At 71.8% G+C, this 26,962-nt stretch carries 19 protein-coding genes and 1 pseudogene; 6 read left to right on the plus strand and 14 right to left on the minus strand.

The window, feature by feature from the left end:
* Positions 1-111: 111 nt before the first annotated feature.
* From ABZ079_RS13550 to ABZ079_RS13560, 3 genes are all read left to right on the plus strand, one after another.
* A complete protein-coding gene (locus ABZ079_RS13550) occupies positions 112-681 on the plus strand; it encodes a sigma-70 family RNA polymerase sigma factor (protein WP_356939582.1) in 570 nt (189 codons plus the stop codon).
* Between the two features lie 144 nt (positions 682-825).
* Complete coding sequence (locus ABZ079_RS13555; RefSeq protein ID WP_356939583.1) at positions 826-1,341, plus strand: hypothetical protein; 516 nt, start codon at positions 826-828, stop codon at positions 1,339-1,341.
* Positions 1,342-1,492: 151 nt separating this feature from the next.
* On the plus strand, positions 1,493-2,146 hold the full coding sequence (locus tag ABZ079_RS13560) for a zf-HC2 domain-containing protein (protein WP_356939584.1): 654 nt from the start codon (positions 1,493-1,495) through the stop codon (positions 2,144-2,146).
* Positions 2,147-2,150: 4 nt separating this feature from the next.
* Here the strand turns inward: ABZ079_RS13560 and ABZ079_RS13565 are convergent, their stop codons facing one another.
* Both ABZ079_RS13565 and ABZ079_RS13570 read right to left on the minus strand, forming a co-directional pair.
* Positions 2,151-3,014, minus strand: coding sequence for a DNA-formamidopyrimidine glycosylase family protein (locus ABZ079_RS13565; RefSeq protein WP_356939585.1), 864 nt, complete (start codon positions 3,012-3,014; stop codon positions 2,151-2,153).
* A 57-nt stretch (positions 3,015-3,071) separates the two neighbouring features.
* The gene (locus ABZ079_RS13570) at positions 3,072-5,138 is read right to left on the minus strand and encodes a SpoIIE family protein phosphatase (RefSeq protein ID WP_356939586.1); all 2,067 of its coding nucleotides are present in this window, start codon (positions 5,136-5,138) and stop codon (positions 3,072-3,074) included.
* Positions 5,139-5,300: 162 nt separating this feature from the next.
* Here ABZ079_RS13570 and ABZ079_RS13575 point away from each other — a divergent pair, with 162 nt between their 5' ends.
* Positions 5,301-6,722, plus strand: a complete 1,422-nt coding sequence (locus ABZ079_RS13575) for a lipase maturation factor family protein (RefSeq protein WP_356939587.1) — start codon at positions 5,301-5,303, stop codon at positions 6,720-6,722.
* 68 nt (positions 6,723-6,790) lie between these two features.
* Here the strand turns inward: ABZ079_RS13575 and ABZ079_RS13580 are convergent.
* From ABZ079_RS13580 to ABZ079_RS13610, 7 genes and pseudogenes are all read right to left on the minus strand, one after another.
* A pseudogene (locus ABZ079_RS13580) lies at positions 6,791-7,001 on the minus strand (enolase C-terminal domain-like protein); the annotation flags it as partial.
* 188 nt (positions 7,002-7,189) lie between these two features.
* Complete coding sequence (locus tag ABZ079_RS13585; protein ID WP_356939588.1) at positions 7,190-10,210, minus strand: glycoside hydrolase family 38 C-terminal domain-containing protein; 3,021 nt, start codon at positions 10,208-10,210, stop codon at positions 7,190-7,192.
* A 30-nt stretch (positions 10,211-10,240) separates the two neighbouring features.
* On the minus strand, positions 10,241-12,268 hold the full coding sequence (locus ABZ079_RS13590; protein ID WP_356939589.1) for an endo-beta-N-acetylglucosaminidase: 2,028 nt from the start codon (positions 12,266-12,268) through the stop codon (positions 10,241-10,243).
* The gene (locus ABZ079_RS13595; protein WP_356939755.1) at positions 12,265-13,509 is read right to left on the minus strand and encodes a glycosyl hydrolase; all 1,245 of its coding nucleotides are present in this window, start codon (positions 13,507-13,509) and stop codon (positions 12,265-12,267) included. Before ABZ079_RS13595 ends, ABZ079_RS13590 begins: the two co-directional genes overlap by 4 nt.
* A gap of 47 nt (positions 13,510-13,556) precedes the next feature.
* Positions 13,557-14,468 (minus strand): carbohydrate ABC transporter permease, encoded by a 912-nt coding sequence (locus tag ABZ079_RS13600; protein WP_356939590.1) that lies wholly within the window; start codon positions 14,466-14,468, stop codon positions 13,557-13,559.
* On the minus strand, positions 14,465-15,361 hold the full coding sequence (locus ABZ079_RS13605; protein WP_356939591.1) for a sugar ABC transporter permease: 897 nt from the start codon (positions 15,359-15,361) through the stop codon (positions 14,465-14,467). The genes ABZ079_RS13600 and ABZ079_RS13605 overlap by 4 nt, the downstream gene beginning before the upstream one ends.
* Before the next feature lie 6 nt (positions 15,362-15,367).
* Positions 15,368-16,654: an extracellular solute-binding protein gene (locus ABZ079_RS13610; RefSeq protein WP_356939592.1), complete on the minus strand. Its 1,287-nt coding sequence runs from the start codon at positions 16,652-16,654 to the stop codon at positions 15,368-15,370.
* A gap of 274 nt (positions 16,655-16,928) precedes the next feature.
* Here ABZ079_RS13610 and ABZ079_RS13615 point away from each other — a divergent pair, with 274 nt between their 5' ends.
* Both ABZ079_RS13615 and ABZ079_RS13620 read left to right on the plus strand, forming a co-directional pair.
* Positions 16,929-17,996, plus strand: a complete 1,068-nt coding sequence (locus tag ABZ079_RS13615; protein WP_356939593.1) for a LacI family DNA-binding transcriptional regulator — start codon at positions 16,929-16,931, stop codon at positions 17,994-17,996.
* 181 nt (positions 17,997-18,177) lie between these two features.
* Positions 18,178-19,530, plus strand: coding sequence for an amidase family protein (locus tag ABZ079_RS13620; protein ID WP_356939594.1), 1,353 nt, complete (start codon positions 18,178-18,180; stop codon positions 19,528-19,530).
* Positions 19,531-19,575: 45 nt separating this feature from the next.
* On the opposite strand, the gene ABZ079_RS13625 is transcribed toward ABZ079_RS13620, so the two are convergent.
* The 5 genes from ABZ079_RS13625 to ABZ079_RS13645 all read right to left on the minus strand — a co-directional run bounded on the left by ABZ079_RS13625 (position 19,576) and on the right by ABZ079_RS13645 (position 26,950).
* Positions 19,576-20,061 carry a GNAT family N-acetyltransferase gene (locus tag ABZ079_RS13625; protein WP_356939595.1) on the minus strand — a complete coding sequence of 162 codons (486 nt, stop codon included), beginning with the start codon at positions 20,059-20,061 and terminating at the stop codon, positions 19,576-19,578.
* Positions 20,062-20,118: 57 nt separating this feature from the next.
* A complete protein-coding gene (locus ABZ079_RS13630; RefSeq protein WP_356939596.1) occupies positions 20,119-20,292 on the minus strand; it encodes a hypothetical protein in 174 nt (57 codons plus the stop codon).
* 974 nt (positions 20,293-21,266) lie between these two features.
* On the minus strand, positions 21,267-22,796 hold the full coding sequence (locus ABZ079_RS13635; protein ID WP_356939597.1) for an SDR family NAD(P)-dependent oxidoreductase: 1,530 nt from the start codon (positions 22,794-22,796) through the stop codon (positions 21,267-21,269).
* A gap of 352 nt (positions 22,797-23,148) precedes the next feature.
* Complete coding sequence (locus tag ABZ079_RS13640; protein WP_356939598.1) at positions 23,149-24,480, minus strand: wax ester/triacylglycerol synthase family O-acyltransferase; 1,332 nt, start codon at positions 24,478-24,480, stop codon at positions 23,149-23,151.
* Between the two features lie 148 nt (positions 24,481-24,628).
* Positions 24,629-26,950, minus strand: a complete 2,322-nt coding sequence (locus tag ABZ079_RS13645; RefSeq protein WP_356939599.1) for a GH92 family glycosyl hydrolase — start codon at positions 26,948-26,950, stop codon at positions 24,629-24,631.
* Positions 26,951-26,962 lie beyond the last annotated feature (12 nt).

Below are 26,962 nucleotides of genomic sequence, written 5' to 3' on the forward strand. Positions count from 1 at the left end.
CGGTGCCGTCCCGGACCGTTTGCCCGACCGTTCGCCGACGCGATCGACCGTCCGCCGCAGAGCCGTGTGCACCCCCTGTCCCCCGGCCGCGCCCTGCGCTGCCATACGGCCATGACGGCCGGAACCTCACTGATCCAGGGGACGACGACACCGCCCGACGGGACGACGACCGCCGAGCACGAGCTGGCCGCGCTCCAGCGCGAGCACGGCGGGCCCCTGTTCGCCCTGCTGCTCAGGCTCTGCGACGGGGACCGGCAACGCGCCGAGGACCTCGTACAGGAGACCCTGGTGCGCGCCTGGCAGCATCCCGAGGCGCTGCACGCCGACGGCTTCGACTCCGTACGGCCCTGGCTGCTGACCGTCGCCCGGCGGCTCGCGATCGACGCCCGGCGCGCCCGGCAGGCCCGGCCGCCCGAGGTCGGCGACGCGGTTCCGGAGGACGCCCGGGTGAGCACCGACCACGCCGAGCGGGCCGCCGCGATGCTGGACGTCCGGGAGGCTGTGAAGACACTCACGCCGGAACACCGTGACGTTCTGATACTCGTGTATTTTCTCGGGGCCAGTGTGGCGGAAGCGGCACAAACCCTGGGAATCCCACCCGGTACCGTGAAGTCTCGCGCGTACTACGGGCTGCGCGCCCTGCGCCGGGTCCTTCCGGGTTATGCAGCCGACCTGCGGTGAAACCGGAAGTCAGGTCAAACCTCGGTAAAGCGCCTTGCTGTGGCCCCCGTTCGGGCAATGGGCTGTCCTCATCCGCGTTCCGGGCGGGGACAGGGTCCCGGGGGTTCGGACGACGCGCAGGTACCGGAGGAAGGGCAGGAAGGGATGCTGCACAGAGGTCACGAGAGCACGGACGGCACCGGTGGCGGTGAACTGACCGTCCCCATGGCGTGGTTGTACGCCGAGTACATCGCCGACGAGCTGCTGCGCACCGGCGATCTGATGCCGCCCACGTCCTTCGAGTTCCGGGCCGGCCGGGACGCGCTGGCACTGACCGTCTTCCTGTCCGACACCGACGGGGAGCTCTCCGGCATCCGGGTGATCTCGCAGCTGGAGCACTGGCTGTCGCTGACCGCCTACGACCAGCCGTGGCGGGACTGGGTGCGCGAACGCCTGGCCGAGCTGACCGCCCGGGACGCCGCGGCGGGCACCCCCTCGCCCGACCTGGCGCTCGCGGCGGACGCCTGGCGCTGGCTGGAGGAGACGGAACTGCTCGCGCCGGATCTGGACGCGGTACCGGGCGGCGGCACGGTGCTCGGTGAGGACGACGGGCCGAAGGTGTGGACACCGGCCTGGCGGCTCGGGCTGCCCCTCGGGCATCTCGCGATCCATCTCTTCTGAACAGTCTGGAATTCATACCAATCCACGGGCCGGGCCGCTCCGAATCTCTTGTCCGGGATTCTGTGCACGGCTTGAGTGATTCGGCTGTCGGCTGCGTACGGGTGGGAGCAAGGAGTAACCCCACCCCCACCCTTCGGCACGAGGATTCGGCATGAGGTCCCTGGAAAGGCATCGCGACGTCGGCGCGTACGCGCTCGGCGTGCTGGACGAGGCGGAGGCCTTCCGCTTCGAGGACCACCTCATGGAGTGCCCTCAGTGCGCGGCACACGTGACCGAGTTCGGGCCCACGACCCGGCAGCTGATGCTCTACCGCCGGGCCACGCCGCGCTTCGTGCACCCCATGGCACAGCCGGGCCCCCGGTTGCTGGACCGGCTGCTCGGCGAGATCTCCCACCGCCGGCGGGCACGGCGTCGCCGACTGCTGTACGGCCTGGCCGCCTCGGTGGTGCTGGCCGTGGCCGGCCCCGGGATCGTCGCCTTCACCGGCCACTCGGAGCCGACCGCCCGCGTCACCGCGGCGACCGATCCGCACACCGGGGTGTGGGCGCGGGTCACCTCCGAGGACGAGGACTGGGGCAGCGACCTCCGGCTGGAGGTCAAGGACGGCTCGGGTCCGCGCGCCTGCCGGCTCGTCGCCATCGGCCATGACGGCACGCAACAGATAGCCGCCGGCTGGACCAACCCCGGCCGGGGTGCCGGGCCCACCACGACGCTCGGCGCGGCCGAGATGCACCCGGACCAGATCGCCCGCTACGAGGTCCGCACGGCGGACGGCCAACCCCTGGTCACCCTCAAGGCGCCGTAGGAACTCACTTCAGCAGCCGGGACAGCCGGCGGTCCGCCAGGGGCTTGCCGCCCGTCTGGCAGGTGGGGCAGTACTGAAGCGAGGAGTCGCTGAAGGAGACCTCGCGGATGGTGTCGCCGCAGACCGGGCAGGCTTCGCCGGTGCGGCCGTGGACGCGCAGGCCGCTCTTCTTCTCGGCCTTCAGGCGTCCGGCAGCCACTCCCCGGGAGCGCTCGACCGCCTCGCTGAGCGTGCTGCGCAGCGCCTCGTAGAGGTGATGGGTCTCCTCCGGGGTGAGGGACGCGGCGAGCTTGAACGGGGACATCTTCGCGGCGTGCAGGATCTCGTCACTGTAGGCGTTGCCGACGCCCGCGAGCAGGGACTGGTCGCGCAGCGCGCCCTTCAGCCGGCGTCGCTCGTCCTTCAGGAGGGCGGCGAAGCGGTCCTCGCCGAAGTCGCCGGCGAGCGGGTCCGGGCCGAGCCGGGCGATGCCCGGGACCTCCTGAGGGTCGCGGACGACGTACACCGCGAGCCGTTTCTGGGTGCCGGCCTCGGTGAGGTCGAAGCCCTCGCCGGTCTCCAGCGCCACGCGCAGCGCGAGCGGGCCCTTGCCCGGCTTGGGCGGGCCGTCCGGCAGCCGGTCCTTCCACTGCAGCCAGCCCCCGCGGGCCAGGTGCGTCACCAGGTGCAGCCCGCTGTCCGCCTGGAGGTCCAGGAACTTGCCGTGCCGGTGCACGGCCGTCACCTCACCGCCCTCGAGGGCGGTGACCGGAGGGTCGTACGTCTTCAGGACGCTGATGGCGACCGGCATCACCCGCACCACCCGGCGGCCGACCAGGTGCTCGGTGAGGAAATCCGTCAGCGCTTCTACCTCGGGCAGTTCCGGCATACGTCCAGAGTGCCATCCGGCACCGACAACGCCATGCGCTGCGGAAGGGTCCGGCCGCTACGGCACCCGGAACTCGCACCACACCGCCTTGCCGCCGCCGCGCGCCTCGACGCCCCAGACATCGGCGAGCCGGTCCACGAGGAGCAGCCCGCGCCCCGAGACACCGTCCTCCCCCGCCTCGCGGCGACGCGGCAGGGCGCTGGAGGAGTCCTCGACCTCGATGCGGAGCCTGCGGCCGCCGCCGTCGAGGGCTCGCAGGGTGACGATCGCCGAGCCCTCGGTGTGTATCAGCGCATTGGTGATCAGCTCGTCGGCCACCAGCTCGATCTCGTCGGCGCGGTCGCGGGCGCCCCAGGCGCGGACGGCGGCGCGGATCATGTGCCGGGCCTGGGTGAGCGCCTCCGGGTCGCCGGGCGCCACATGCTGCCGGAGCCGGCCGCCGTCCCGCGGGGCCTGCGGGACGCGGCGGCGCAGCAGGAGCAGGGCCACGTCGTCGTCGCCGCCCCGCTCCTCGGCCATCCGGATCAGCCGGTCGGCGAGGGCGCGGACGTCGTCCGGGCCGTCCGCGACGAGTGTGGTGAGGCCGCGCATGCCGTCGTCGAGGTCGGTGCCGGGCTGCTCGACGAGTCCGTCGGTGCACAGCAGCAGGGTGTCTCCGGGGTCGAGTTCGAGGGTGGAGACGGGGTATTCGAGGCGGCCGAACTCGGCGGACAGGCCGAGCGGGAGTCCGCCCTCGACGGGGACCCGGCGGCAGCTGCCGTCGGCGTGCCGGAGCAGGGGATCGATATGGCCGGCGCGGACCGCCTGGACGACGCCGGTGGCCAGGTCGGCCTCCGCGTACAGGCAGGTGGCGAAGCGGTCGGTGTCGAGTTCGTGGAGGAAGACGGAGGCGCGGGCCATCACGGTGGCCGGGGTGTGTCCCTCGGCGGCGTAGGCGCGCAGCACGATCCGCAGCTGGCCCATGACGGCCGCCGCGTGGGTGTCGTGGCCCTGGACGTCGCCTATCACCGCGCCGACCCGGCCGCCGGGCAGCGGGATCAGGTCGTACCAGTCGCCGCCGATGTCCCGGCCCAGGGCGGCCGAACGATAGCGGACGGCGACGTCGGCGCCTCGGACGCTGGGAATGGTGCGGGGCAGCATGGCCTGCTGGAGGCCCTGGGCGAGGTCCTTGTCCTGCTCGTAGAGCATGGCCCGCATGAGGCTCTGCGCGATGCTGCTGCCGAGCGCGACCAGCACGGCGCGCTCCTCGGTGGAGAAGCCGCGACGGTCGTCGTAGAGCAGGCCCATGGCGCCGATCGGGCGGGCCTGGGCGATCAGCGGCAGATAGGCGGCCGAGGTGATGTGCAGATCGGTCAGGTGCGGCCAGAGGATGGGGTAGCCCTCGGCGAACTCCTCCGGGGACTCGATGAACCGTGGGGCGAGCGTGCGGACGACCTCGCTCATCGGGTACGGCTCGTCCGTCCGGGTGATGCGGGTGCCGGGGACGGAGCTGCCGGCCGGGCCCTCTGCGACGAGCCGGATGCGGCCCGCCTCCACCAGGCCCATGACCAGGCTGGCCGCACCGAGGTGCCGGATGCCGTGGGCGTCCTTGAGGACGTCGATGACGTCCTGGACGCTGCGGGCGTGGGCGAGGGCGGCGGAGATGACCTGGACGATGTTGGTCTGCTGGCGCAGGGCCTCGTCCTGGGCCGCCCTCAGGCTTCGGGCCGCGCCGTCGGCGAGTTCCTGGGTGGCGTCGCGGACGATGCCGACGACCCGGCGCGGGCGGCCCGACTCGTCGCGCCGGATGTAGCCCTGGGTGTGCGTCCAGCGGGAGGTGCCGTCGCGGCAGCGGATGCGGAAGTAGGTGCCGTAGTTCTCGCTGCCGTCCTTGATGGCCCGGGCGACCACCGCGTCGAGCCGGGCCGCCTCCGGCGGCGGTACCCGGACGGAGAGGGACTCCGGGCGGCCGTCGTACTCCTCGGGAAGCAGGTCGAACACCTCGTAGGCCTGGGCGTCCATATGGAAGAGACCGGTGTCCAGGTCCCAGTCGAAGCTGCCCATGCGGTTGAGCGCGAGAATCGGGTCCGGATGGGCGGGCCAGTCCTCCGGGAGTGACAGGGCACTCGCTCCCCGATCAGCCATGGGGCCACCTTGCCAGGCTTTGCCCGATTCTTCGACTCGATGGACATTCTTTGTCGCGCACACCACGTCACTCAGCGTGATTCCGCCTTGGTGTCCGCATTGCCCCGTGGCCGACGGGCAACTCGGGAAAGTGTCCGGCCGCGACGAAGGGCGCGCACCACCGTGGACTGGTTCACCGCACCCGACTACTGGTTGAGCCGGCTGGTTCTCCAGCGGGCTCTGGCCGCCGTGTATCTCTTCGCGTTCCTGACGGCGGCCCTGCAGTTCCGGGCCCTGCTCGGGGAGCGCGGCATGCTGCCGATCCCGCGCTTCGTGGCGCGGGTGTCCTTCAGACGGGCCCCGAGCCTGTTCCACGCGCACTACTCGGACCGGTTCTTCGCGGCCTGCGCCTGTGCGGGCTGCGCGGTGTCGGTGGCCCTGCTCGCCGGGGCGGACTCCGAACTGCCGCTGTGGGCGGGGATTCTGCTGTGGCTGGTGCCCTGGGCGTTGTATCTGTCCATCGTCAACGTGGGCCAGACCTGGTACGCGTTCGGCTGGGAGTCGCTGCTGCTGGAGACCGGCTTCCTCGCGGCCTTTCTCGGCAACGACGAGGTGGCGCCGCCCGTGGTCGTGCTGTTCCTGCTGCGCTGGATACTGTTCCGCGTCGAGTTCGGCGCCGGGCTGATCAAGCTCCGGGGCGACGCCTGCTGGCGGAAGCTGACCTGCCTGTACTACCACCACGAGACGCAGCCCATGCCGGGCCCGCTGAGCTGGTTCTTCCACCATCTGCCGAAGCCGCTGCACCGGGTGGAGGTGGCCGCCAACCATGTCACCCAGCTGATCGTGCCGGTCCTGCTGTTCACTCCGCAGCCGATCGCGTCGGCCGCGGCCGCCCTGATGATCGTCACCCAGCTGTGGCTGGTGCTCTCCGGCAACTTCTCGTGGCTGAACTGGATCACGATCGTGCTGGCCCTGTCGGCGCTCCGGCTCCCGGCGGACGCGCCGTCCGTGCCGTCGGCGCCCCTGTGGTACGAGGTCGTGGTACTGGCGGTCGCCGCACTGCTGCTCTTCCTGAGCTACCACCCGGTGCTGAACATGACCTCCCGGCGCCAGGTCATGAACCGCTCCTTCGACCCGCTGCACCTGGTGAACACCTATGGAGCCTTCGGCAGCGTCAGCCGGGTGCGTGACGAGGTGGTGGTCGAGGGCACGCTGGACGATGTGCCGAGGGAGGACTCGGACTGGCGCGAGTACGAGTTCAAGGGCAAGCCGGGCGATCCACGCCGCTGGCCACGCCAGTACGCGCCCTACCACCTTCGCCTGGACTGGCTGATGTGGTTCGCCGCGCTGTCGCCCGCCTATGCCGGGGAATGGTTCGGCGGCCTGGTGGAGCGGCTCCTGGAGAACGACCGTGACACGCTGAGGCTCCTGCGCCGCTGTCCCTTCCCACCGGACACCCCGCCCCACTACGTCCGGGCCCGCCTCTTCCGCTACCGCTACACCACCTGGCGGGAGCTGCGGGAGACGGGTGCCTGCTGGGAGCGGACGTATGTGCGCGAGTATCTGCCGCCGACCCGGCTGGCAGGGGTGGCTCAGAGATCGTAGACGCGCCGTGCGGTGCCCTCGTGGACGGCCGTGGGTTCCGCCGCACTGAGCTGCGCGGTCACCTCACACACGATCCGGTTGTGCACGCGTTCGCCGGTGGCGACCTTGACCGGGCTCACCAGACGGCGGATGGCGGCGTGGCCGAGGACGTCCTCGGCTGGTGGGTTCCCCGATCCAGTACGGGCCGAACTCGGCCAGGGCATTCGTCCAGCGGATCGCCTCGTCCACGCTCCAGCGCTGGCTGGCGTCGACGGCCAGGCGGACGTCCGGTCGGACGACCGAGGGCATCGATCGCGGCGGCCTGGATGTCGTTGCCCCGCCCGATGGTGAAGCCCGCCGGCACGGCCGGCATGATCTACCGGACCGGGACGGGCGGGACCCCGGCACCCGCCACGTCCTGGACGGCCTCGCCGGACTGCCGCCGCGCGACGCAGGACGAGCCCCTGCCGGCGCCGCCCGACGGGTGGTCAGCCCCTGCGCAGCCGCAGGGTCATCAGCTCGAACGGGCGCAGCCGTACCGTGATCCGGTCGCCGTCGCGCACCGGCGGCTCCCCGTCGCCGCCCGGCCGTTCCAGCAGGTCCGTCACGGTGACGTCCGTGGTCTCGAAGCCGGCCGTGAGCGTGGCCCGGGCCCGGCCGCCGTGGGCCTCGTGGAAGCGGACCACCACGTCACCGCTGCCGTCGTCGGCGAGCTTCACCGCTGTGATCACGACCGCGTCGTTGTCGACGGTGACCAGCGGGGTGACCTCCTGGGCGCCGGTCGTCCGGCGTTCCGGCAGATTGATCCGCCAGCCCTCGCGGACCGCGTCGGCGATCGAGGCGCCGGGGATCAGGGCGTGCCGGAAACGGTGCACGCCCTGATCGGTCTCGGGGTCGGGGAAACGCGGTGCGCGCAACAGTGATACGCGCACCGTGGTGGTCGTACCGCGGTCACCCTCGGCACGCACGGTCCGGGTCACATCGTGCCCGTACGTCGAGTCGTTGACGACCGCGACGCCCCAGCCGGGCTCCTCCAGGTGGACGAAGCGATGGTTGCAGGCCTCGAACTTGGCCGCCTCCCATGAGGTGTTGGTGTGCGTGGGGCGGTGGACGTGCCCGAACTGGGTCTCCGACGCGTACCGTTCGGCGTGCAGGTCGAGGGGGAACGCCAGCTTCAGGAACTTCTCCGTCTCGTGCCAGTCGACCTCGGTGTCGATGAGCAGCCGCCGTTCCCCCGGCGGCAGCGACAGCACCTGGACGACCCGGGAGTCGCCGAAGGAGCGGACGATCCGCACCGACGCGCCGTCCTCGCCGGCCGTGACCGACTCTGCGTCCGTGAGGTCGGTGACGGTGTTGCGGTAGAAGGAGTCGACGTCCCAGGCGTCCCACATGTTCGGGAAGTCCGGATGGAGTTGGAGGAGACCCGCGGCCTTGCCGGGGGCGATCGTCTCGCGGTCGGCGGCGGGGTCGTAGGCGGAGACCACCAGGCCCCGGGCGTCGACGGTGATCCGCAGCAGGCCGTTGTCCAGGACGTGACCGCCGTTTGGCGTGGGCGTGTGCGTCGTTCCGCCCTGCACCGCCGCGGTGGCCGCACCGCCGGCGGGAACACCGGAGCGCGGATACGGGGCCGCGTTGAAGACCAGCGGAATCGTGCCCGTACCGGTCAGCGTGCGCTGGGCGCCCTCGATGATGGCGGTCAGCTCGCCGGCGAGACGCTCGTACGTCGCCCGCGCCTCCCGGTGCACCCAGGCGATGGACGAGCCGGGCAGGATGTCGTGGAACTGGTGCAGCAGGACCGTCTTCCAGATCCGGTCCAGGTCCTCGTAGGGGTAGGGGAACCCGGTGCGCACCGCTGCCGTGGCCGCCCACAGCTCCGCCTCGCGCAGCAGGTGTTCGCTGCGCCGGTTGCCCTGCTTGGTCCTGGCCTGGCTGGTGAGCGTGGCGCGGTGCAGTTCGAGGTACAGCTCGCCGACCCAGACCGGCGGCTCGGGGTACTCGGCCTCGGCCTTCTCGAAGAACGCGCGGGGTGTCTCCCAGACGACGGTCGCCGAGCCCTCGAGGTCGCGCAGCCGGGCCGCCTTGCCGATCATCTCGCGGGTGGTGCCGCCGCCTCCGTCGCCCCAGCCGGTGGGCGCGAGCGAGTGTCTGGCCCTGCCCTTGTCCTTGAAGTTCTCGGCCGCGTGGGCGATTTCGCTGCCCTTCATGGAGCAGTTGTAGGTGTCGACGGGCGGGAAGTGCGTGAAGATCCGGGTGCCGTCGATGCCCTCCCACTGGAAGGTGTGGTGCGGGAACCTGTTCGTCTGCGACCACGAGATCTTCTGGGTCAGCAGCCACTTGGAGCCGGCCGCCTTGATGATCTGCGGCAGGCCCGCGGCGAAGCCGAAGGTGTCGGGCAGCCAGGCCTCCTCGTTCTCGATGCCGAACTCGTCGAGGAAGAAGCGTTTGCCGTGTACGAACTGGCGGGCCATCGCCTCGGAACCGGGCATGTTGGTGTCCGACTCCACCCACATCCCGCCGGCCGGCACGAACCGTCCCTCCGCCACGGCCTTCTTCACCCGCGCCCACACCTCGGGCCGGTGCTCCTTCACCCACGCCCACTGCTGTGCCTGGGACATGGCGAAGACGAACCCCGGCTCGTCCTCGATGAGCGCGGTCATGTTGGACGTCGTACGGGCCACCTTGCGGACGGTCTCCCGCAAGGGCCACAGCCAGGCCGAGTCGATGTGCGCGTGCCCGACGGCGCTGATCCGGTGCGCGGACGGCACCGCGGGGGCGGCGAGCACCTCCGTCAGCTGGGCGCGCGCCCGGTCCGCCGTGCCGCCCACGTCCTGCAGGTCGACGGAGTCCAGGGCCCGCTCGACCGCGCGCAGGATGTCCCAGCGGCGCGCGGAGTCCACGGGCAGTTCGGCCATCAGCTCGCCGAGCACCTCCAGGTCCAGCACGAGCTGCCACACGGTCTCGTCGAAGACGGCGAGGTCCATGCGGGTGAGCGTGTACTGCGGCTCGTGGCCGGCGGTGTCCTTGTCACCGAGCCGGGTGGGCCGGAAGGGGTGGTAGTCGAGGATGACCGGGTTGGAGGCGGCCTCGATGTGCAGGCGCACCTCCTCGCCGCCCCCGACGGGCGCGCCGACGCGCACCCACTGGTTGCGCGGGTTGAGGCCCTTCACCGGGGTGCCGTCGGGCCGGTAGACCAGGCCCTCGCACTGGAAGCCGGGCATGTTCTCGTCGAAGCCGAGGTCGAGCAGGGCCTCGACGGTCCGCCCGGCCCACGCCTCGGGCACGGTCCCGGTCACCCGGAACCAGCTGGTGCCCCACGGAGCACCCCACCGGGTGCCCACCTCGATCGGCTCGGGCTCGGCGGCGAGTCCCTCCGCGACCGGCACCGGTTCACCGGGCGCGTGCCACACCGCGACCTGCAGCGGCACGGACTCGGGGTAGACGGCGGGGCGGATGCGTTCGTCGAGGACACGCCTGAGGCGGGCTTCCACCAGAGTGCGGTCGTCATGCATGGGGGTTGCTCCCTGCGGGGTTCCGGTTGGTTACCAGGTGTGGGTGACGGTCACGGGGGTCGAGGCGTTGTAGAGCTCCCCCACGGTGCGCAGTTCGAACCGTGCGGCCCTCTCGCCTTGTTCGGGCCGCAGGCCGGAGAGGAAGTGGGCGCGCTGGCCGGTGGCGCCGAGGAAGCGGCGGCTGCCGTCGGGGAGGAGACGGTGGAGGGTGTAGTGGCGGACGGCGCCGGGGGCGGCGTTCCAGGCGAGGCGGAGGTCACCGCCGCTCGCCGCGGTGACGCGGGCGCCGGAGGGGGCGGCGGGTGGGGTGACCGCGTCCCGGACGGCGAGCCCGCCCAGCCGCCAGCGCACCGGGCCCTCGGTGGCGGTGAGCCGAACGCCGAGGGCATGGACGGAACCGGACAGCCCTGTGAGCGGCAGGGTCGCTGTCTGCCAGCCGTTGACGCACTTCACACGGGCATGGCTGTTGACCGGATTCACAGCCAGATACGTGTACGGCGGAGTCGCCCCGGCCCCGCTCGGTTCAGCGGTCGCCACCGCAAGCTCGACGTTCACACCGCCGGTCTCGGTCCGGTACGTCAGCTCGATCACCGTGTTCACACCGATCGGCAGCCGGGTCGCGTACAGATCCACCACCGCCGGTTGATCCAGTTCACCCTTCACCAGCACGCTGCTGCCACCCCGCCAGGCAGCGGCGAAGTCGAAGGAGATCACCGGTCGCTCTCCCGCCGTCCGCACCACCCACCGCCGCGACGGCAGCCGGTCCTGGAGCCCGAGGTGGTTCCAGGGGGCCTCCGAGGTGACGGCCCCCTCCTCGTACCACCGCAGCCCGTGTCCGGTGTTGAACACGCTGGCGAACGGCACCGAGGTCACCGTCGAGTGGTCGGCCACCGACACCGCCGGCGCCCGCCACGGGTCGGCGCCGTCGGGCCGGGAAGGATCGAGCGACCGCCCGCTCCAGAACCGGTCGTCGGCCGCGTGGAAGTCCTCGGGAGCGCGCTGGTCGGCGGGCAGGTGGTTACGGGTCCACTCCGGCCGGTAGAAGCCGATCGAGGTGATGTGCGGCTTCCCGGCCGGCACGATCGCGTCCCAGTTCACGGACGTACCCGACCCGTTCGACTCCACGTCGACGCCCGCCCACAACTCGTACCGGCTGCGCCCCTGTTCGCCCGCCTTCGCGCCCGAGGCGGCCAGCGTGCCCGCGCTCCACCGAAAGTCGACGAACATGGCGTCGGCGGCCTGGAAGAACGCCTGGTTCTGGTTGTTCAGGGCGCCCTGCCAGCTGACCGTGCCGTTCACGGTCATCGCGTCGTACCAGGTCACCCGCTGCCCCTTGGCCGCCGCGAGGGCCTTCAGCTCCCTGACGAAACCGAGCATGGCCGTGCCGAGCGCGGTGTTGCCCCCGCCCGTCTCGGCGTTCACGAACCAGCCGTCGAAGCCGTAGGCCTCGGCGACCGCGACGAGCTGGGCGGCGAGCGGGTGGTGCCCGGTGGCGTCCTTCTGCACGAGGTCGCGGGTCCACTGGAGCCGGCCGCCGTAGGCGGTGGGCGGCAGGAAGATGTTGCCGAGGACGGGGACACCGTGCCGGTGGGCCGCGTCCACGACCGGCGCGCTCGGCGCCAGGATGAGCCCCTCACCGGCCGAGCCGCCCCAGAAGACCAGCTCGTCCAGGTACGCCCAGTGGGTCAGGGCGTAGTAGTCGGCGGTGGCCGATCCCTGGGAGGGGTTGCCGGCGGTGGGCCCGAAGGAGACCAGGGCCTGGATGCGGGCCTGGCCGGAACGGGCGGCGGTGTTGGCCGGGGTCGGGGTGAAGCGGGCGGCGAGCGGCACGGAAGCGGCGTTGAAGGCGAGGTCGGGGTCGTCGGCCGCGCGCCAGGTCTTCAGGCTGCGCCAGGTGATACCGGCCCCGGGGCTGCCGGAGGGGAGCGAGTCCGGGTACCAGTAGGAGGCGTACGGCGGGGTCGCGGCGGTGGCGCGCGGGACCGCGGCGACGGGCGGGGAGGGGGTGAGGGCGGCCGCGGTCGCGGCGATCAGGACGGTGCGTCTGGTGGGGTTCACGAGCGGGTGCCTCCTTGTGGGGTGGGGAGTACCTGGTCGGCAGGGACGACTTCGGTGATGCCGCGTGCGGTGAGGTGTTCCTTGTCGTCGGCGCGGGTGTCCAGCACGGTGGTGGGACGGGCGCCGTCGGCGACGAGCCGGAAGAACGCGTCGAAGACCGGCCCGCCGGGCGCGCAGCGGGAACGGTGACCAGGCTCGGCGGGCACGACGAGGGCCGTACCGCGGACAGCGGGGGGTGTGCGGGGATCCCGGGCCGCTTCCGCCAGCACCCGCGCGATGTCCTTCGGCCGCCGGTCGTTGGTCAGCAGGCCGAGTGAGTACTCGAGTTCGGGGAAGTCGGCGAGGTCACGCGCGACGTCGTGGGAGCACCACCAGGTGATGCCCCACAGGTCGGGGCAGTCGAGGACGTTGGTGACGGTGGCCCCGGCGAAGGCGGCGGCGTGCTCGGCGGGCACGAGGGGTGCGGGTGCGCCGACCTCCTGGAGCCACACCGGCCGGTGCGGTGCGTCGGCCCAGGCCTTGCTCAGCTCGACCAGATAGGCGGCGTGGTGCTCGGCCGGCACGGAGGTGTGACCGTGGTGCTGGGCGGTGCCGTTGAAGACCCAGGAGTGCACGGCGGTGAGGTCGCCGAGCCGGGCGGAGTGGCCGGGGGTGAAGGGCTGGTCGTCCTGATACCAGGAGGCGTCGTAGGAGGCGTGCAGATGGAGCCGGCCCGGGGCGCCCTCGGCGCAGGCGGCCAGCATCCGGACGAGCCACCGCTCGGCCTCCTCGGCCGTGACGCGGTCGGGGTCCGGGTGGGGTCCGGCGGCGAACTGGTTGACCTCGTTGCCGACGGTCATGCCGATGAAGTTGGGCCGGTCGGCGAGGGCGGCGGCGAGGGTACGCAGATAGGCGGCCTGCCCGCCGATCACGTCCGGGTCGGTGAAGAGGTTGCGGCGGTGCCAGGTGCGGGTCCACGCGGGCAGGAAGTCGAAGCTGCTCAGGTGCCCTTGCAGGCCGTCGACGTTGACGTCCAGGCCGCGTTCGGCGGCCGCGTCCGCGAGGGCCACGAGCTGGTCGACGGCGTGCGGGCGGATCAGGGTGCGGTTGGGCTGGAAGTACGGCCACAGCGGGAAGACGCGGATGTGGTCGAGACCGAGCCCGGCGATCGCGTCGAGGTCGGCGCGTACGGAGTCGAGGTCGAAGTCGAGCCAGTGGTGGAACCATCCCTCGCTGGGGGTGTAGTTGACGCCGAAGCGCACGGCAGTGGGCATGCGGTGTCCTTGCTCCTGGCGGGTGGAGTACGGGTTCAGCCCTTGACGGCGCCTTCGCCGACCCCGCGGAAGAAGTACCTCTGCAGGCAGGCGAAGAGGGCGATGAGCGGCGCCACGGCGATCACCGTGCCGGCGGCGACGAGACGCTCGTCGTTGGCGAAGGTGCCGTGCAGATAGTTGAGGCCGATGGTCAGGGTGAACTTGGACGGGTCGCTGAGCACGATCAGCGGCCACAGGAAGTCGTCCCAGGCGCCCATGAAGGCGAAGATCGCGACGACGGCGAGGGTGCCTTTCACAGAGGGCAGGGCGATGCGCAGGAACCGCTGCCAGACGTTGGCGCCGTCGACGTAGGCCGCCTCCTCGATCTCGTAGGGCAGGTTGCGGAAGGCGTTGCGCATCAGCAGCACGTTCATCGCGCCGATCGCGCCGGGCAGGACGACGCCGACGAGCGTGTTGTTCAGGCCGAGTTCACGCATGGTGGTGAACTGGGCGATGACGATGCCCTCGACGGGCACCAGCATCGCCAGGACGAAGACGAGGGTGGTCACGCGCCGGCCGCGGTAGCGCAGCCGGGCCAGGGCGTATCCGGCGAGCGCCGAACCTGCGCAGTTCGTCACGACGTTGGCGGTGGCGACCTTCAGGGAGTTCAGGGCGTAGTCCCAGACCGGGATGGTGTCGGCGACCCGCGCGTAGTTGTGCAGGGTGGGGCGGCCGGGCAGGAACGTGGGCGGTGAGCTGTAGATGTCCTCGGTGGGTCCCTTCAGGGACGTGGACAGCTGCCAGAGGAACGGGCCGACGGTCAGGGCGACGACGGCGAGCAGCAGCAGGTACCGCCAGACCAGTTCGCCGGCCCGGATGCGGCGGCCGTGCCGGTCGGTGCGGCGGGGCCCGCGAGCGGCACCGGTGACCGCGGTCCGTTCGGGCCGGACCTTCTCCAGGACGCTCACGGCTCCTCCCTCCGGTCGGCGCGCAGCACGAGCAGCATCAGCACGACGGTGACGACGAACACGACGACGGAGAGGGCGGAGGCGTAGCCGACCCGGCCGGTGAGGCCGGTGCCGGTGCGCTGCACGAGCATGACGAGGGTGGTGTCCTCGCCGGCCGGACCGCCGCTCGGGCCGGCCATGAGGTACACCTCGGAGAACACCTTGAAGGCGGCGACCGAGGAGAGCGCGCCGACCAGCACCATCGTGGAGCGGACGGCGGGCACGGTGACCGAGAGGAAGCGGCGCGCCGGTCCGGCGCCGTCCACGGCGGCGGCCTCGTGCAGTTCGCGCGGCACGTTGGCCAGCGCGGCGAGGTAGATGACCATGTAGTAGCCGAGGCCCTTCCACACCGTGACGGCCATCGCGCTCATCAGGAGCAGCCATTGGTCGCTGAGAAAACCGACCCGGCCGATCCCGACGGTCTCCAGCAACGAGTTGACCAGGCCGCGTTCGTCCAGCAGCCACACCCAGATCAGCCCGACGACGACGATCGAGGCGACGACCGGGGTGTAGAAGGCGGAGCGGAAGAAGGCGATGCCGGGGATGTTCTCCTGCACCAGCAGGGCGAGCAGCAGCGGCAGGACGACGAGAGCCGGTACGACTCCCACGATGTACAGCGTGCTGTTGCGCAGCCCGGTCCAGAACATGTCGTCGTGGAGCAGCTCGCGGAAGTTGGCGAGACCCACGAAGTGACCGGGTATCAGGGTGCGGCGGTCGGTGAAGGAGCTCACCAGGGTGGAGACGAACGGGTAGAGCACGAAGGCGCCGGTGACGAGCAGTCCGGGCGCAGCGAACATCCAGGGGCTGGCGCCCAGTTGGCGCCGGACCCGGGTGGGCACGGTGGGAGTGGCCATGGCCGGTCAGCCCTGCTGGAGGAGGCGGTCGGCAGCGCTGACAGCGTTGTCGAGGGCTTGCTTGGGGCTCTCCTTGCCCTGCAGCGCCTTGGCGACCTCGTTGCGCAGCGCGGTCTTCATCTGGTCGCTGAACAGCACGGGCGTGTAGTTGACCGCGTTCTTCAGGGACTTGGCGGCTGCGACGCGCACGCGCGTCTCGTCGGTGCCGTCCTCCTGGGTGAAGTACGGGTCGTCGAGGGAGCCGGCGGTGCTCGGGAAGATGGCGACCTTCTTCGCGAACGACATCTGGTTCTGGGCGTCGGTGACGAAGTGCGCGAAGGCGACCGCCGCCGGCGTGTGCCGGGTGCGGGAGTTGACCATCACACCCATCACGTACATGTTGACGTGCCCGGTGCTGGTGATCTGATCGGTGATGCCGATGTTCCTGTACAGGTTCGGCGCGTTCTTCTTGAAGTTGCCGAGGTCGAGGGCGCTGCCGGGGTTCATGGCGACGGCACCGGTGAGGAACTTCTTGCCCGAGGACTCCGGGGTCGCGGTCAGCGCCTGCGGGTCGAGCGCCTTGGCGTCGTACAGCTCCTTGTATTTCGTGAGCAGTTGTACGCCCTTGGCGTCGTTGAAGGCGAACGCCGTGCCCTGGTGGTTCATCAGCGGGACGCCGTAGCGCCCGAAGTCCTCGATGGTGGGCACGTTGGCGAGGGTGGCGACCTTGCCCCCGCTCTTCTTCGCCATCCGCAGGGCGTCGGCGAAGAGTTCGCCGTACGTCTTCGGCGGCTGTTCGGGGTCGAGCCCGGCCTTCTTGAACAGTGCCCTGTTGTAGAAGAGCGGCCCGGTGTTCAGGTACCAGGGGAAGGCGTACGTGCCGCTCAGGCCCGGCACCTGGTGGCTGGCCCAAGCACCGTCCAGGTACGCGGACCTGTACTTGGCTGCGGCCTTGTCGAGGTCGAGGGCCAGTCCGGCCTGGGCGAGCGGGGCGACCAGGTCCGGGGAGACGTTGACGACGTCGGGCAGGGTGCCGCCGCCGGCGTCGGCGCTGAGCTTGTCGGGGTAGCCCTCTGCGGGCTGGTCGACCCACTTCACCTGCGTGCCGGGGTACTTCTTCTCGAAGCCGGCGATCAGGCCCTCGAAGTACGACTTGAAGTTGGCACGCAGGTTCCAGGTCTGGAAGGTGATGTGGCCCTCGACCTTGCCGGAGGCGTCGGTCGAGCCGCCGTCGTCACCGCTGGAGCCGCAGGCACTCAGCGGCAGGACGAGGGCGACGGCAGCGGCGGCGAAGGTTCTGCGGGAGATACGCACGGCGGCTGGGCTCCTTTGAGGTGGGATGCGGCCTTGCGGCGGGCTGCGGTTCTTGCGGTGGGATACGGCCGAAGTGCCGGGCCAGACTGTGCACAGCGATTCCCGGGGACGTCAATGGATTCGACGCAGCTAATGCCATTAGTGACGCGAAATCCCTGCTCACAGCGGCGGGTTGGGCCCATTGCGGTCGATCGCTAATGCGCTTTAGGGTGTGAGTGCTCAAGCGCATTAGCAGTTGGCCTGAACCACACCGCACCGAATGGGGAGCACAGCGTTGCCGGAGAAGCGATCGCCCGCCCGCCGGCCCACGATGAAGGACATCGCCCGGCGGGCCGGGGTGTCCGAGAGCGCCGTGTCCTTCGCGCTCAACGGCCGTCCCGGCGTCTCGGAGCGCACCCGCGCCCGGGTCCAGCGGGTCGCCGAGCAGCTCGGCTGGCGTCCCAGTACGGCCGCCCGGGCCCTGTCCGGCGAGGGCGCGGCGACGGTCGGTTTCGTCCTCGCCCGCCCTGCACACACCCTGGGCGTCGACTCCTTCTTCCTCCAGCTCGTCTCCGGCATCCAGGAGGTGCTCGCCGAGCGCCACCTGGGCCTGCTGTTCCAGGTGGCCGAGGACGTGGCCGACGAGTGCGCGGTGTACCGGCGCTGGTGGGCGGAGCACCGGGTCGACGGCGTCCTGGTGGCCGACCCGCGCGCGGAGGACCCCCGTCCCCGCCTCCTCGACGAACTCGGTCTGCCCGCCGTGGTCATCGGCGGCGCACCCGACGTACGCCACCCCGGACTGTCCACGGTGTGGGCGGACGACGCCGGTGCGATGGCCTCTGTCGTGGACGAGCTGACCGCCCTGGGGCACCGCCGGATCGTCCACATCGCCGGCCTGCCCGACCTCGCCCACACCCGGCGCCGTATCGCCACCCTGCGCGCGGAGGCGGAGCGGCGCGGCCTCACCGAGGTCCGCTCGCTGACCACGGACTACTCCGACACGGAGGGCGCGGCGGTCACCCACCGGGTCCTCGGCTCCTCCCCCGCCCCCACCGCGCTCATCTACGACAACGACGTGATGGCCGTGGCCGGCGTGGCCGCCGCCTCCGAACTGGGCCTGCGTGTCCCGCAGGACGTGTCGGTGGTCTCCTGGGAGGACTCGGCGCTGTGCCGGATGGTCACGCCCCGCCTGTCCGCCCTGTCCCGCGACAGCGCGGAGTTCGGCCGGACGGCGGCCCGGGAACTGCTGGCGCTGCTGGACGGCGACGCGGCCCGCGCGGTGGGCGTACCGGTACCGCGTCTGACGGGGCGGGGCAGCACGGCGGCTGTCCGGTCGGACGAGCGCGTGGAGGAACCCTCTTGAGGAGTGTCCCCTTACGTTGGGCCATCGTGCGCGGGTCGGGCGGAACGACGGTCTACGGGTTCCAGGGGCGGCGGCCCAGCTCCCCGCCGCCGGCCTCTCGACGTACCGCCCCCGACCGGGCACAGTTCTCCCTGCGCCGTGATGTACCAGCGAGTAGCCGACGACTGACCGAGGAGTGCCGGTGGGGAACTGGGCCGGGCGGAGCGCCGCCGAGATCGCCGACGCCGTACGCGAGAAGCGGGTGACGCCACGGGAGGTGGTGGCCGAGCACCTGGCGGGGATCGAACGGTTCGACGGACGGATCGAGGCGTTCCGGAAGGTTCGCCCGGAGGCGGCGCTCGCCGAGGCCGACGAGGTGGCCTCCCGTACCGATCTGGCCGAACTGCCGCTCGCGGGCGTGCCGGTGGCCGTGAAGGACAACCTGGCGGTGCGTGGCGAGTCCCACCGCAACGGCACCGCCGCCAGTCCGGACACGCCGGCCGCCGAGGACCATGTCACGGTGGCCCGGCTGCGGGCGGCCGGTGCGGTGGTGGTGGGCCTGACGAACGTGCCCGAGCTGTGCGTCTTCGGCACGACGGACGGTGTGTACGGCGTCGCCCGCAATCCGTGGGACCTCTCGCGGACGGCGGGGGGTTCCTCGGGCGGCAGCGCGGCGGCGGTCGCCGCGGGGCTGGTGCCGATCGCGCTCGGCAACGACGGCATGGGTTCGCTGCGCATCCCGGCCGCGAACTGCGGCCTGGTCACGCTGAAGCCGGGGCACGGGGTGGTACCGGCGGGGATCGGCAACGGCGACTGGTTCGGCATGTCGGAGAACGGTCCGCTGGCCACGACGGTCGAGGACCTGCGACTGATGTTCGGCGTCCTCGCGGGCACCGAGCTCGGCCGGGCGGAGAAGCCGTCACGGAGGAAGATCGCCGTCGCCGTACGCAGCCCGCTGGCCGGGGTGAGCGTGAGCAGGCCGTATACGACCGCGGTCCGGCAGGCGGCCGGGCTCCTGGCCCGGGCCGGGCACCGCGTGCGGCGGGCCGAGCCGCCGTACCCCCTCTCCCTGGGCGTGACCTCGTTGCGGCACTGGACGGCCGGGACCGCGGCGGACGCCGAGGGTCTGGACCCGGCGCGGCTCGCCCGGCGGACCCGGGTGCACGCGGCGTTGGGCCGGCGCTTCGTCCGCTCGGTCCGCACCGGTGGCAGCCGCGAGCGCCTGCGCGACCGGCTGACGCCCTTCTTCGCCGAGCACGACGTCCTGCTCACCCCGGCGCTGGCCCGCCGCTCCCCCCAGGCCGGCCCGTGGCACGAGCGAGGCTGGCTGCGCAACGTCCTCGCCAACGCCGCCTACTCGCCGTTCACCCCGCCGTGGAACCTCACCGGCTGGCCCGCGATGTCCGTCCCGTTCGGCACCCTGCCCTCGGGCGCCCCCTGCGCCGTACAGCTCGTGGGCCGCCCGGGTACCGAGTCCGTCCTGCTGGACCTGGCGGAGGAGCTGGAGCGGCTGCACCCGTGGCAGCGGACGGCACCGGCGGCGGGGCGGCGCTGAGGACCGCGCCGGGATACGGGGCGGGTCCGGGAGGTGGCAGCGGGCCTAGTCCAGCGCCCGGTACATGATGTGCAGCCCGACCCTGCCGTGCCGTGGGTGCTCGTACGCGTCCGGGACCGTGCCCAGGACGGTGAAGCCGAGGGACGTCCAGAGGCCGACGGCCGGGTTCGTCTCGACCACGGCGTTGAAGACCATCGCGCGGTATCCGTGGGCCTTGGCCTCGGCCAGCACGTGCTCCGCGAGGGCACGGCCGACGCCGCGGCCGGTGTGGTCCGGGTCGACCATGAAGCCGGCGTTGGCCACGCGGGCGGCGGGTCCGCCGTAGTTGGGGGTGAGGTAGGCCGAGCCGACCACGGTTCCGGCGGCGTTCTCGGCGACGTAGACGCGCTTGGCGGGGTCCATCCAGAGCGCGCGGGCCGCTTCCTCGGTCGTCTCCGGGTCCCAGGCGTAGGTCTCGGCGGCGGCGACGATCCGGTGCCAGAAAGGCCAGATCCGCGGCCAGTCGTCGGCCGCGGCTTCTCTGATCAGCATGGGCGTGAGTCTGCCACGCCCATGCCATCGGCGATCGCGACGGGACAGGCCGCGGCGTCAGTCCACGCTCGGCAGGATGTGCGGTTCGGCGAGGTCGTCCTCGTACCCCGCGAGGCGGATCGGGGCGGACCGGGCCCACACCTCGAGGCTGCCGAGTTCTCCGGCCCGGCGGCCCGCGCGCTCCGTGCTTTCCTCGGGGCGCTGTTCGCGATTCGTCTTCTCCGGTGTCACCGCGCACTCCTTATGTGTCGGGTCACCCTCGGGGCATACCGGACAGTCTGCGCTCCGGTGCTCGTCGCCCGCTCGGGTCTGGATGGAAGGCCAGTTCGGGCGCGGTGGCGCCGGTATCTCGTGTCGGAGCAGGCCGTTGTCGACCGGCTCACCCCGGGACGGACGGTGGGTGTGGGTGGGACCCCTTGCTGCTGTCCGTCCCTTCCAGGTTAACCAAATGAGCGGACGTCCGCTCGATAGGGAATGCAAACAAGGTGTAACGCGTGGGCGCCACTTGGCCCGTCAATGCCCCTCAATATGCGGCTATTTGTAATAACGCGCATCACCCGGGTGACAGAGTGAATCACCCACTCGGCCTACATGAGCGAACACTTCTTCGATGTCGGAGCTGGGATTTCAGCGTGCCGGGGCGCGAGGCGGTCCAAGTGCCGTCGGCCCGGCCGCAGCGCGCCAAACGCTGCCGACGTGCGGGCAACGGCTGTCTCGCGGGGGGAGCGACGTCCTCGGTGTCGGGCCGGTGCCGTGACGGACGAGGAGAGCCGGACGGGGGCTTCGACGCGGGCGTGCTGGAGGACTGACGGACGGTGCTGGAACTGGTGGCGGCCCGCAACTCACCGCTCGGCACGGTGGATCGACGGCGGCGCCGCGTACGAGCCCCGACCCTGACCGCCCGTCAGAAGACCTGGGGAAACGGTTGCTCGGGCCCGCGTTCAGCATCGCACAACCGAGCCCGGTGCCGGAGGCCCCGGCGGTGACGCGGTGGGCCCGCCGAAGGGCCTGACAGGCACAGGGCGGCCTGTCCGGTGGAGTGCAACCACGACGTACGCGTCCTGCGCACCGGGCGCCCCGGCACGACGATCGCACGTGGATCACCGGCCACCGGGCCGCCACCGGTCTTCCACCCGGCCGCCCGGCACGCATGACTTTCGCCCGCACGCCCGGCACGCATGACTTCCGCCCGGCCGCCCGGCGGCTCACCACCTGCCGGGCGCGTAGTCCTTCAGGAAGACGCCGTACAGGTCCTCGCCCGCCTCGCCGCACACGATCGGGTCGTACACGCGGGCGGCGCCGTCGACCAGGTCGAGGGGCGCGTGGAAGCCTTCCTCGGCGAGGCGCAGCTTGTCGTAGTGCGGGCGCTCGTCCGTGATCCAGCCGGTGTCGACCGAGGTCATGAGGATGCCGTCGCTCTCGAACATCTCCTGGGCGCTGGTTCGCGTCACCATGTTCATCGCGGCCTTGGCGGCATTGGTGTTCGGGTGGCCCGCGCCCTTGTAGCCGCGGCCGAAGACACCTTCCATGGCCGAGACGTTCACGACGTACGCCCGTCCACTCGTCGCCTTCCTGGCGGCATCGGCCATGACGGGGCGGAGCTTGCTGATCAGGATGAACGGCGCCGTGTAGTTGCACAGCTGGGTCTCGAGGAGCTCCACCGGGGAGATCTGCTCGATCGTCTGCACCCAGGTGTTGGTCTCGACGACGTCGGGGACCAGGCCGCCCGCATCGATGGCGGTGCCGTCGAGGTGCCGGGCGACGCTGGCGTTGCCCGCGACCAGGGCGAGGTCGGCCACCTTCTGTGCGTCGAGGCCACTGGTGCCGACGGGCAGCGCGGCCAGTCCGTCGACCGCGCCGGAGTTGAAGGCGCCGATGACGTGGTGGGCGGGAAGCTCCCCGGCGGGCAGGGGGGCGCTCTCTCCCTCGACCAGGGCGGCGTAGGCGGAGGGCAGGCGGCGCACGGTCTGCGTGGCGTTGTTGATCAAAATGTCCAGCGGGCCCGCCTCGGCGACCTGGTCGGCCAGCGCGACGGCCTGGGCCGGATCGCGCAGGTCGATGCCGACGATCTCGAGACGGTGCATCCAGTCCGCCGAGTCGTCCATCGCCTTGAAGCGGCGGATGGCGTCCTTGGGGAACCGCGTGGTGACGGTCGTGTGCGCGCCGTCGCGCAGCAGGCGCAGCGCGATGTACATGCCGATCTTGGCGCGACCGCCGGTGAGCAGGGCCCGCTTGCCGGTGAGGTCGGCACGGGCGTCGCGCTTCGCCCGGTTGACACGGGCGCAGTCGGGACAGAGCTGGTGGTAGAAGTAGTCGACTTCCACGTACCGGCTCTTGCAGGTGTAGCAGGAGCGCGGGCGCTGGAGTATGCCCGCGATCCTGCCCTCCTCGACCTTCGAGGAGGGCAGGATGCCCTCGGTCTCGTCGTCGATGCGCTCGGCGGAGCCGGTCGCGGTGGCCTCCGTGACGGCGCGGTCGTGCGCGGTCTTGGCCGCCCGGCGTTCCTGCCGGCGGCGCTGCTTGACCGTCCGGTAGATGTGGGAGGTGGCCCGGCGCACCTTGATCGCGTCGGGGTGGTCGACATCGAGCCGGTCCAGTTCCTCGAGCACGCTCAGGCAGACGGCCAGCCGCTCCGGATCGATGCCGGGTCCGTAGACCACCTCGTCCACGGAGGCGTCCGTGGGGACGTCCATGGGGACCTCCATGGACGCAGACCCGTCCTCTGTCACCGTCATCGCGCTGCCGCTTCCCTGATCACCCGCGCAGCGCTCCGACTCGCGCCCGCCCTGGAACAGCGGATTTTACGGAGCGGCAGGCCCTACGGCCAAACCCGCCCGTCCTCGCAGCCGAACCCGCCCGAGCTCGCTGCCGGACCCACCCGGCCCGGCAGCGCGACGCCACCCGCCGAACCGCTCGGGGTCCCTGCGCCGGAATCCGGCCGCCGAACCGCTCGGGCCGCCGCGCCGGATCCCCCGGCGACTCGGCAAGCGCCGACGGCGCATCCGCCCCACGAGGCCCCCGCACCCGACCACGAAAGCCGCACGGGTGATGCCGGTGGGATCCCGAACCCGGCCGAAGGCCTCGCGATCAAGGCTCGCAGACGGAGAGCAGCGTCTCCACTTCCTCCGTCACCGCCCGAGCGAACACATCCAGGTCCGGCACAGCCTGCCCGTCGGCGACGAGCCCGTAGTGCACGCGACCGCGATACGTCGAGATCGCGACCGCCAGCGACTGACCGGGCGCCAGCGGTGCCAGCGGGTAGACCTCCGTCAGCTCGTTGCCGCCGAGCCGGAGGCCGAGACCGGGCAGCGGCACGCTGGTGACCAGGATGTCGAACCACAGCCGGGCGGCCTGGCCGACGAGCGGCCCGCCGAGCCGGTGACCGAGCGCCGGCACGTGGTCGGCGAGCAGGGCGACGGCGCCGGCGCCCCGGTGGGGGCCCGCGTCCTTGTTGCGGACCATCGCGGTGCGCACGGTGGCGAGGCGGCCGAGCGGGTCGGGGTCGTGGACCGGAAGCGTTATCAGATAGCCGGAGAGCCGGTTGCCCTGTGGGTGGGCGGTGCGCGGGCGGCGCCGGGAGACGGGGATGAGGGCGCGGGGCGCCACACCCGCGCTGCCGTCGCCACGTTCGTCCAGCCAGCGGCGCAGGGCACCGGCGACGACGGCGATGAGCACGTCGTTGACGGTGCCGCCGACGCTCTTGCGCACCCGGTGGACGTCGTCGATGTCGAGGACCACCCCGGCGGTGCGGCGGGTGCCGCTGGGTGCGGAGGTCAGCGCGGAGGACGGGCGCATGCCGAGCGTGGACCGGGCGAGCGAGGCACCGATGTCCAGGGCCCGGCCCACGTCGGACAGGGCGCCCTTGACCAGCTCCGGGACGAGGCCGGGCAGCTTGCGCACGTCCGGCAGCAGGCCGCGGGGCGGCTCGATGGCGCGGGGCGTGCGCTCGGGCAGGTCCACCGGGTCCAGGACGCCGGCGGCGAGCTTGAGCGCGCGCAGCCCGTCGGCGAGGGCGTGGTGGAACTTGAAGAGCACCGCGAAGGACACCCCGTCCTCGCCGGGCAGCACATGTGCCTCCCACGGCGGCCGGCCGCGCTCCAGTGGGCGCTCCATCAGCCGGCCGGCCGCCGCGTGGAAGCCGGCGGTCGGGGCGTGCAGCCGTACGTGGTTGAGGGGGTCGAAGTCCGGGTCGGTCTCGCGGGCCGCCCCGCCGAAGGCGAGCGGCTGCCAGACGTCGCGGATGCGCATGCGCAGGCCCGGTACGGCGGCGGCGCGGGTGGCGAGCAGGTCGGCCGCGTGGGCCCCGGCCGTGGGCGAGCGCGCGCCGAAGACACCGAGCGCTCCGAGGTGCATCGGATACCGGTCGGACTCCATGTTCCAGAAGGCCAGGTCTAGGGGGGCGAGCAGGTCGGAAGTCACGGGCTTGCCTCGCGCGTCGAGGAGGGGCGGATCTGTGCAGTCCATCCCCGCCAGCCGATTACGGTCAAGTACGATCGTGCTACGCACGGTCAACAGAAGCGGGGAGGCCCGCCCGGCGGAAGGGGCGGGCCCCAGGTGACGGCCCAGGTCACCTCAGAACGGGTTGCGCCGCCTCGGGTGACGTACCCCACTCAGACGGGCGCGGGCCGACCGTGAAGGCGAGCGCGCGCAGGGAGCGCAGCCCACCGGTCGTCAGGTAGGTCCGCCCGTGCGGCCGCCCGTCGGTCCGGACGGCCTGGATGTAGCGGTCGGCGGCGGAGGTGCCGGGTGCGGAGATCGTCAGCCCACCGCTCGGCCAGTAGTGCCGGTCGAGCCTGAGCTGGACCCGGTCGAAGACCGGGGTGGACAGGCCCCAGGTGTCGTAGCCGGGCTGGATCGGGAAGAGCCCGATGGACGACAGCACGTGCCAGGCGGACATCGTGCCGAGGTCGTCGTTGCCGGTCATGCCGGTGGGGGTGTCGGTGAAGAGGGTCAGTGCCGCGTGCACCACGTCCGTGGTCTTCCAGGGCCGGCCGGTGGACAGGTAGGTGTAGGGCGCGATGAGGTCGGGCTCGTTCATCGGGTTGTACTTGTCGGCGTTGTAGTAGTCGTACGCGTCCCCGTGTACCCATACCTCGCGGGCGGTCCTCGCGGGGTCGGCGAGCAGCCGGTCGTAGGCGAAGAAGGAGTCCAGCCGGTCGTTGGCCGCGCGGTTGCCGCCGATCAGGTCGACCATGCCGGGCAGGTCCTGCGGCACGAGCCACTGGTACTGCCAGGCGGTGCCCTCGTGGAAGCCGGTGCCGCGGGCCGGGTCGGGCGAGCCGGTGAAGGCGCCGGAGGCGTCACGGGCACGGAAGAAGCCGGTGACGGGGTCGAAGATGTTCCGGTAGTTCCGAGACCGGGCGGCATAGCGGGCGGCGTCGTCCTCGTGGCCGAGACCGCGGGCCATCTGGGCGAGCATGGCGTCGGCGAGCGCGTACTCCAGGGTGACGGAGGCGCCGTGGTGGTAGTCGGAGTCGCCCATCTTGGCCAACGGACGGCCCTTGACGTAGGGCGCGAAACCCTGGGCGATGTACTCGGTGTTGGCCTCCCGGCCGATGCCCGGGTACTCGGCGGGTGGCACGCCGTCGGCGTTCTTCTTCAGCGCGCGGTAGGTCCGCTCCTCGAACCCCTTGAGCAGGCCCATGTGGTACGCGGTGGTCAGGAACGGGGTGACCGGGTCGCCGCTCATGACGTTCGTCTCCACCGGGCCGTAGCCCCACTTGGGCAGCCAGCCGCCGTCCTCGTCGATCGCCACCACCGACCGGGCCATGTCCCGCGCCTCGCGCGGCGCGAGCAGGGCGAGGAGCTGGGCCTGGGTGCGGTAGGTGTCCCACAGCGACCAGTTCTGGTAGTACGTGAACCCGTCGGCGCGGTGGGTACGCCGGTCCCAGCCGGCGTAGCGGCCGTCGGCGTCGCTGCCGATGTTGGGCCCGAGGAACGACCGGTACAGCGAGGAGTAGAAGGTGCGGCGCATCGGGGGCGTGCCGCCCTGGACGCGGACGCCGGCGAGCCGGCGCTCCCAGTCCTCGCGCGCCCGGTGGCGCACGGCGTCGAAGGGCCGGCCGCCCTCGGCGCGCAGGTTGCCGGCGGCACCGCGCGCGTCCACGTACGACAGGGCGGTGGTCGCCTCCACGGTGCGGTTCTTCGTGGCGTCGAAGCGGACGTAGGCGCCGCCGCGTCCGGTCCGGGCGCCCGGGGTGACGGCCCGGCCGTCCCAGGTGCCGTACGCGGTGAAGGGCCGGTTGAAGCGGGTGATCGTGTAGACCGTGTAGGGGCCGGTGTCCCGGCAGAAGCCATGCCCGGTGATCTTGGTGCGCACGGTGTGGTCGTCGAGGATCTCCACGGCGCTGCCGACCGCCTTGTGCAGCGACTGCGCCGCGTTCAGCAGGACGTTGGCCTTGCCGGTGGCCGGGAAGGTGTAGCGCTGCACGCCGGTTCGCTCGGTGGCGGTCAGCTCGGCCCGGATGCCGGAGGCGAGGCCGACGCGGTAGTAGCCGGGGCTCGCCTCCTCGTCCTCGTGTGAGAACCCGGCCGCGTACTGGGCGTAGTCCGTCTGCGTGACGTCGCCGGTGGTGGGCAGCACGGGCAGGTCGCCGCCGATGCGGCAGCCGACGCCCGAGAGATGGACCAGGGAGAAGCCGCGGATACGGCTCTGCGTGTAGTCGTAGCCGGTGCTGTGCCCGGTGTCCGGGGAGAGCTGCACCATGCCGAAGGGCACGGCCGCGCCGGGGAAGGTGTTGCCCTCGTCCTGGCTCCCGATGAAGGGGTTGACCAGGTCGGTGAGGTGGCCGTCGGTCCGCTCGGCGGCCCGTGCGGCGGGGGTGGCGATCAGCGCGGACGCTGCCATCACCCCGGCCAGGCACAGCCGCGTGCGCCGGGTCCCTCTCATGTCGGATGACCT

Source organism: Streptomyces sp. NPDC006314, assembly GCF_040613075.1.
In the GTDB taxonomy this organism is placed as follows: domain Bacteria; phylum Actinomycetota; class Actinomycetes; order Streptomycetales; family Streptomycetaceae; genus Streptomyces.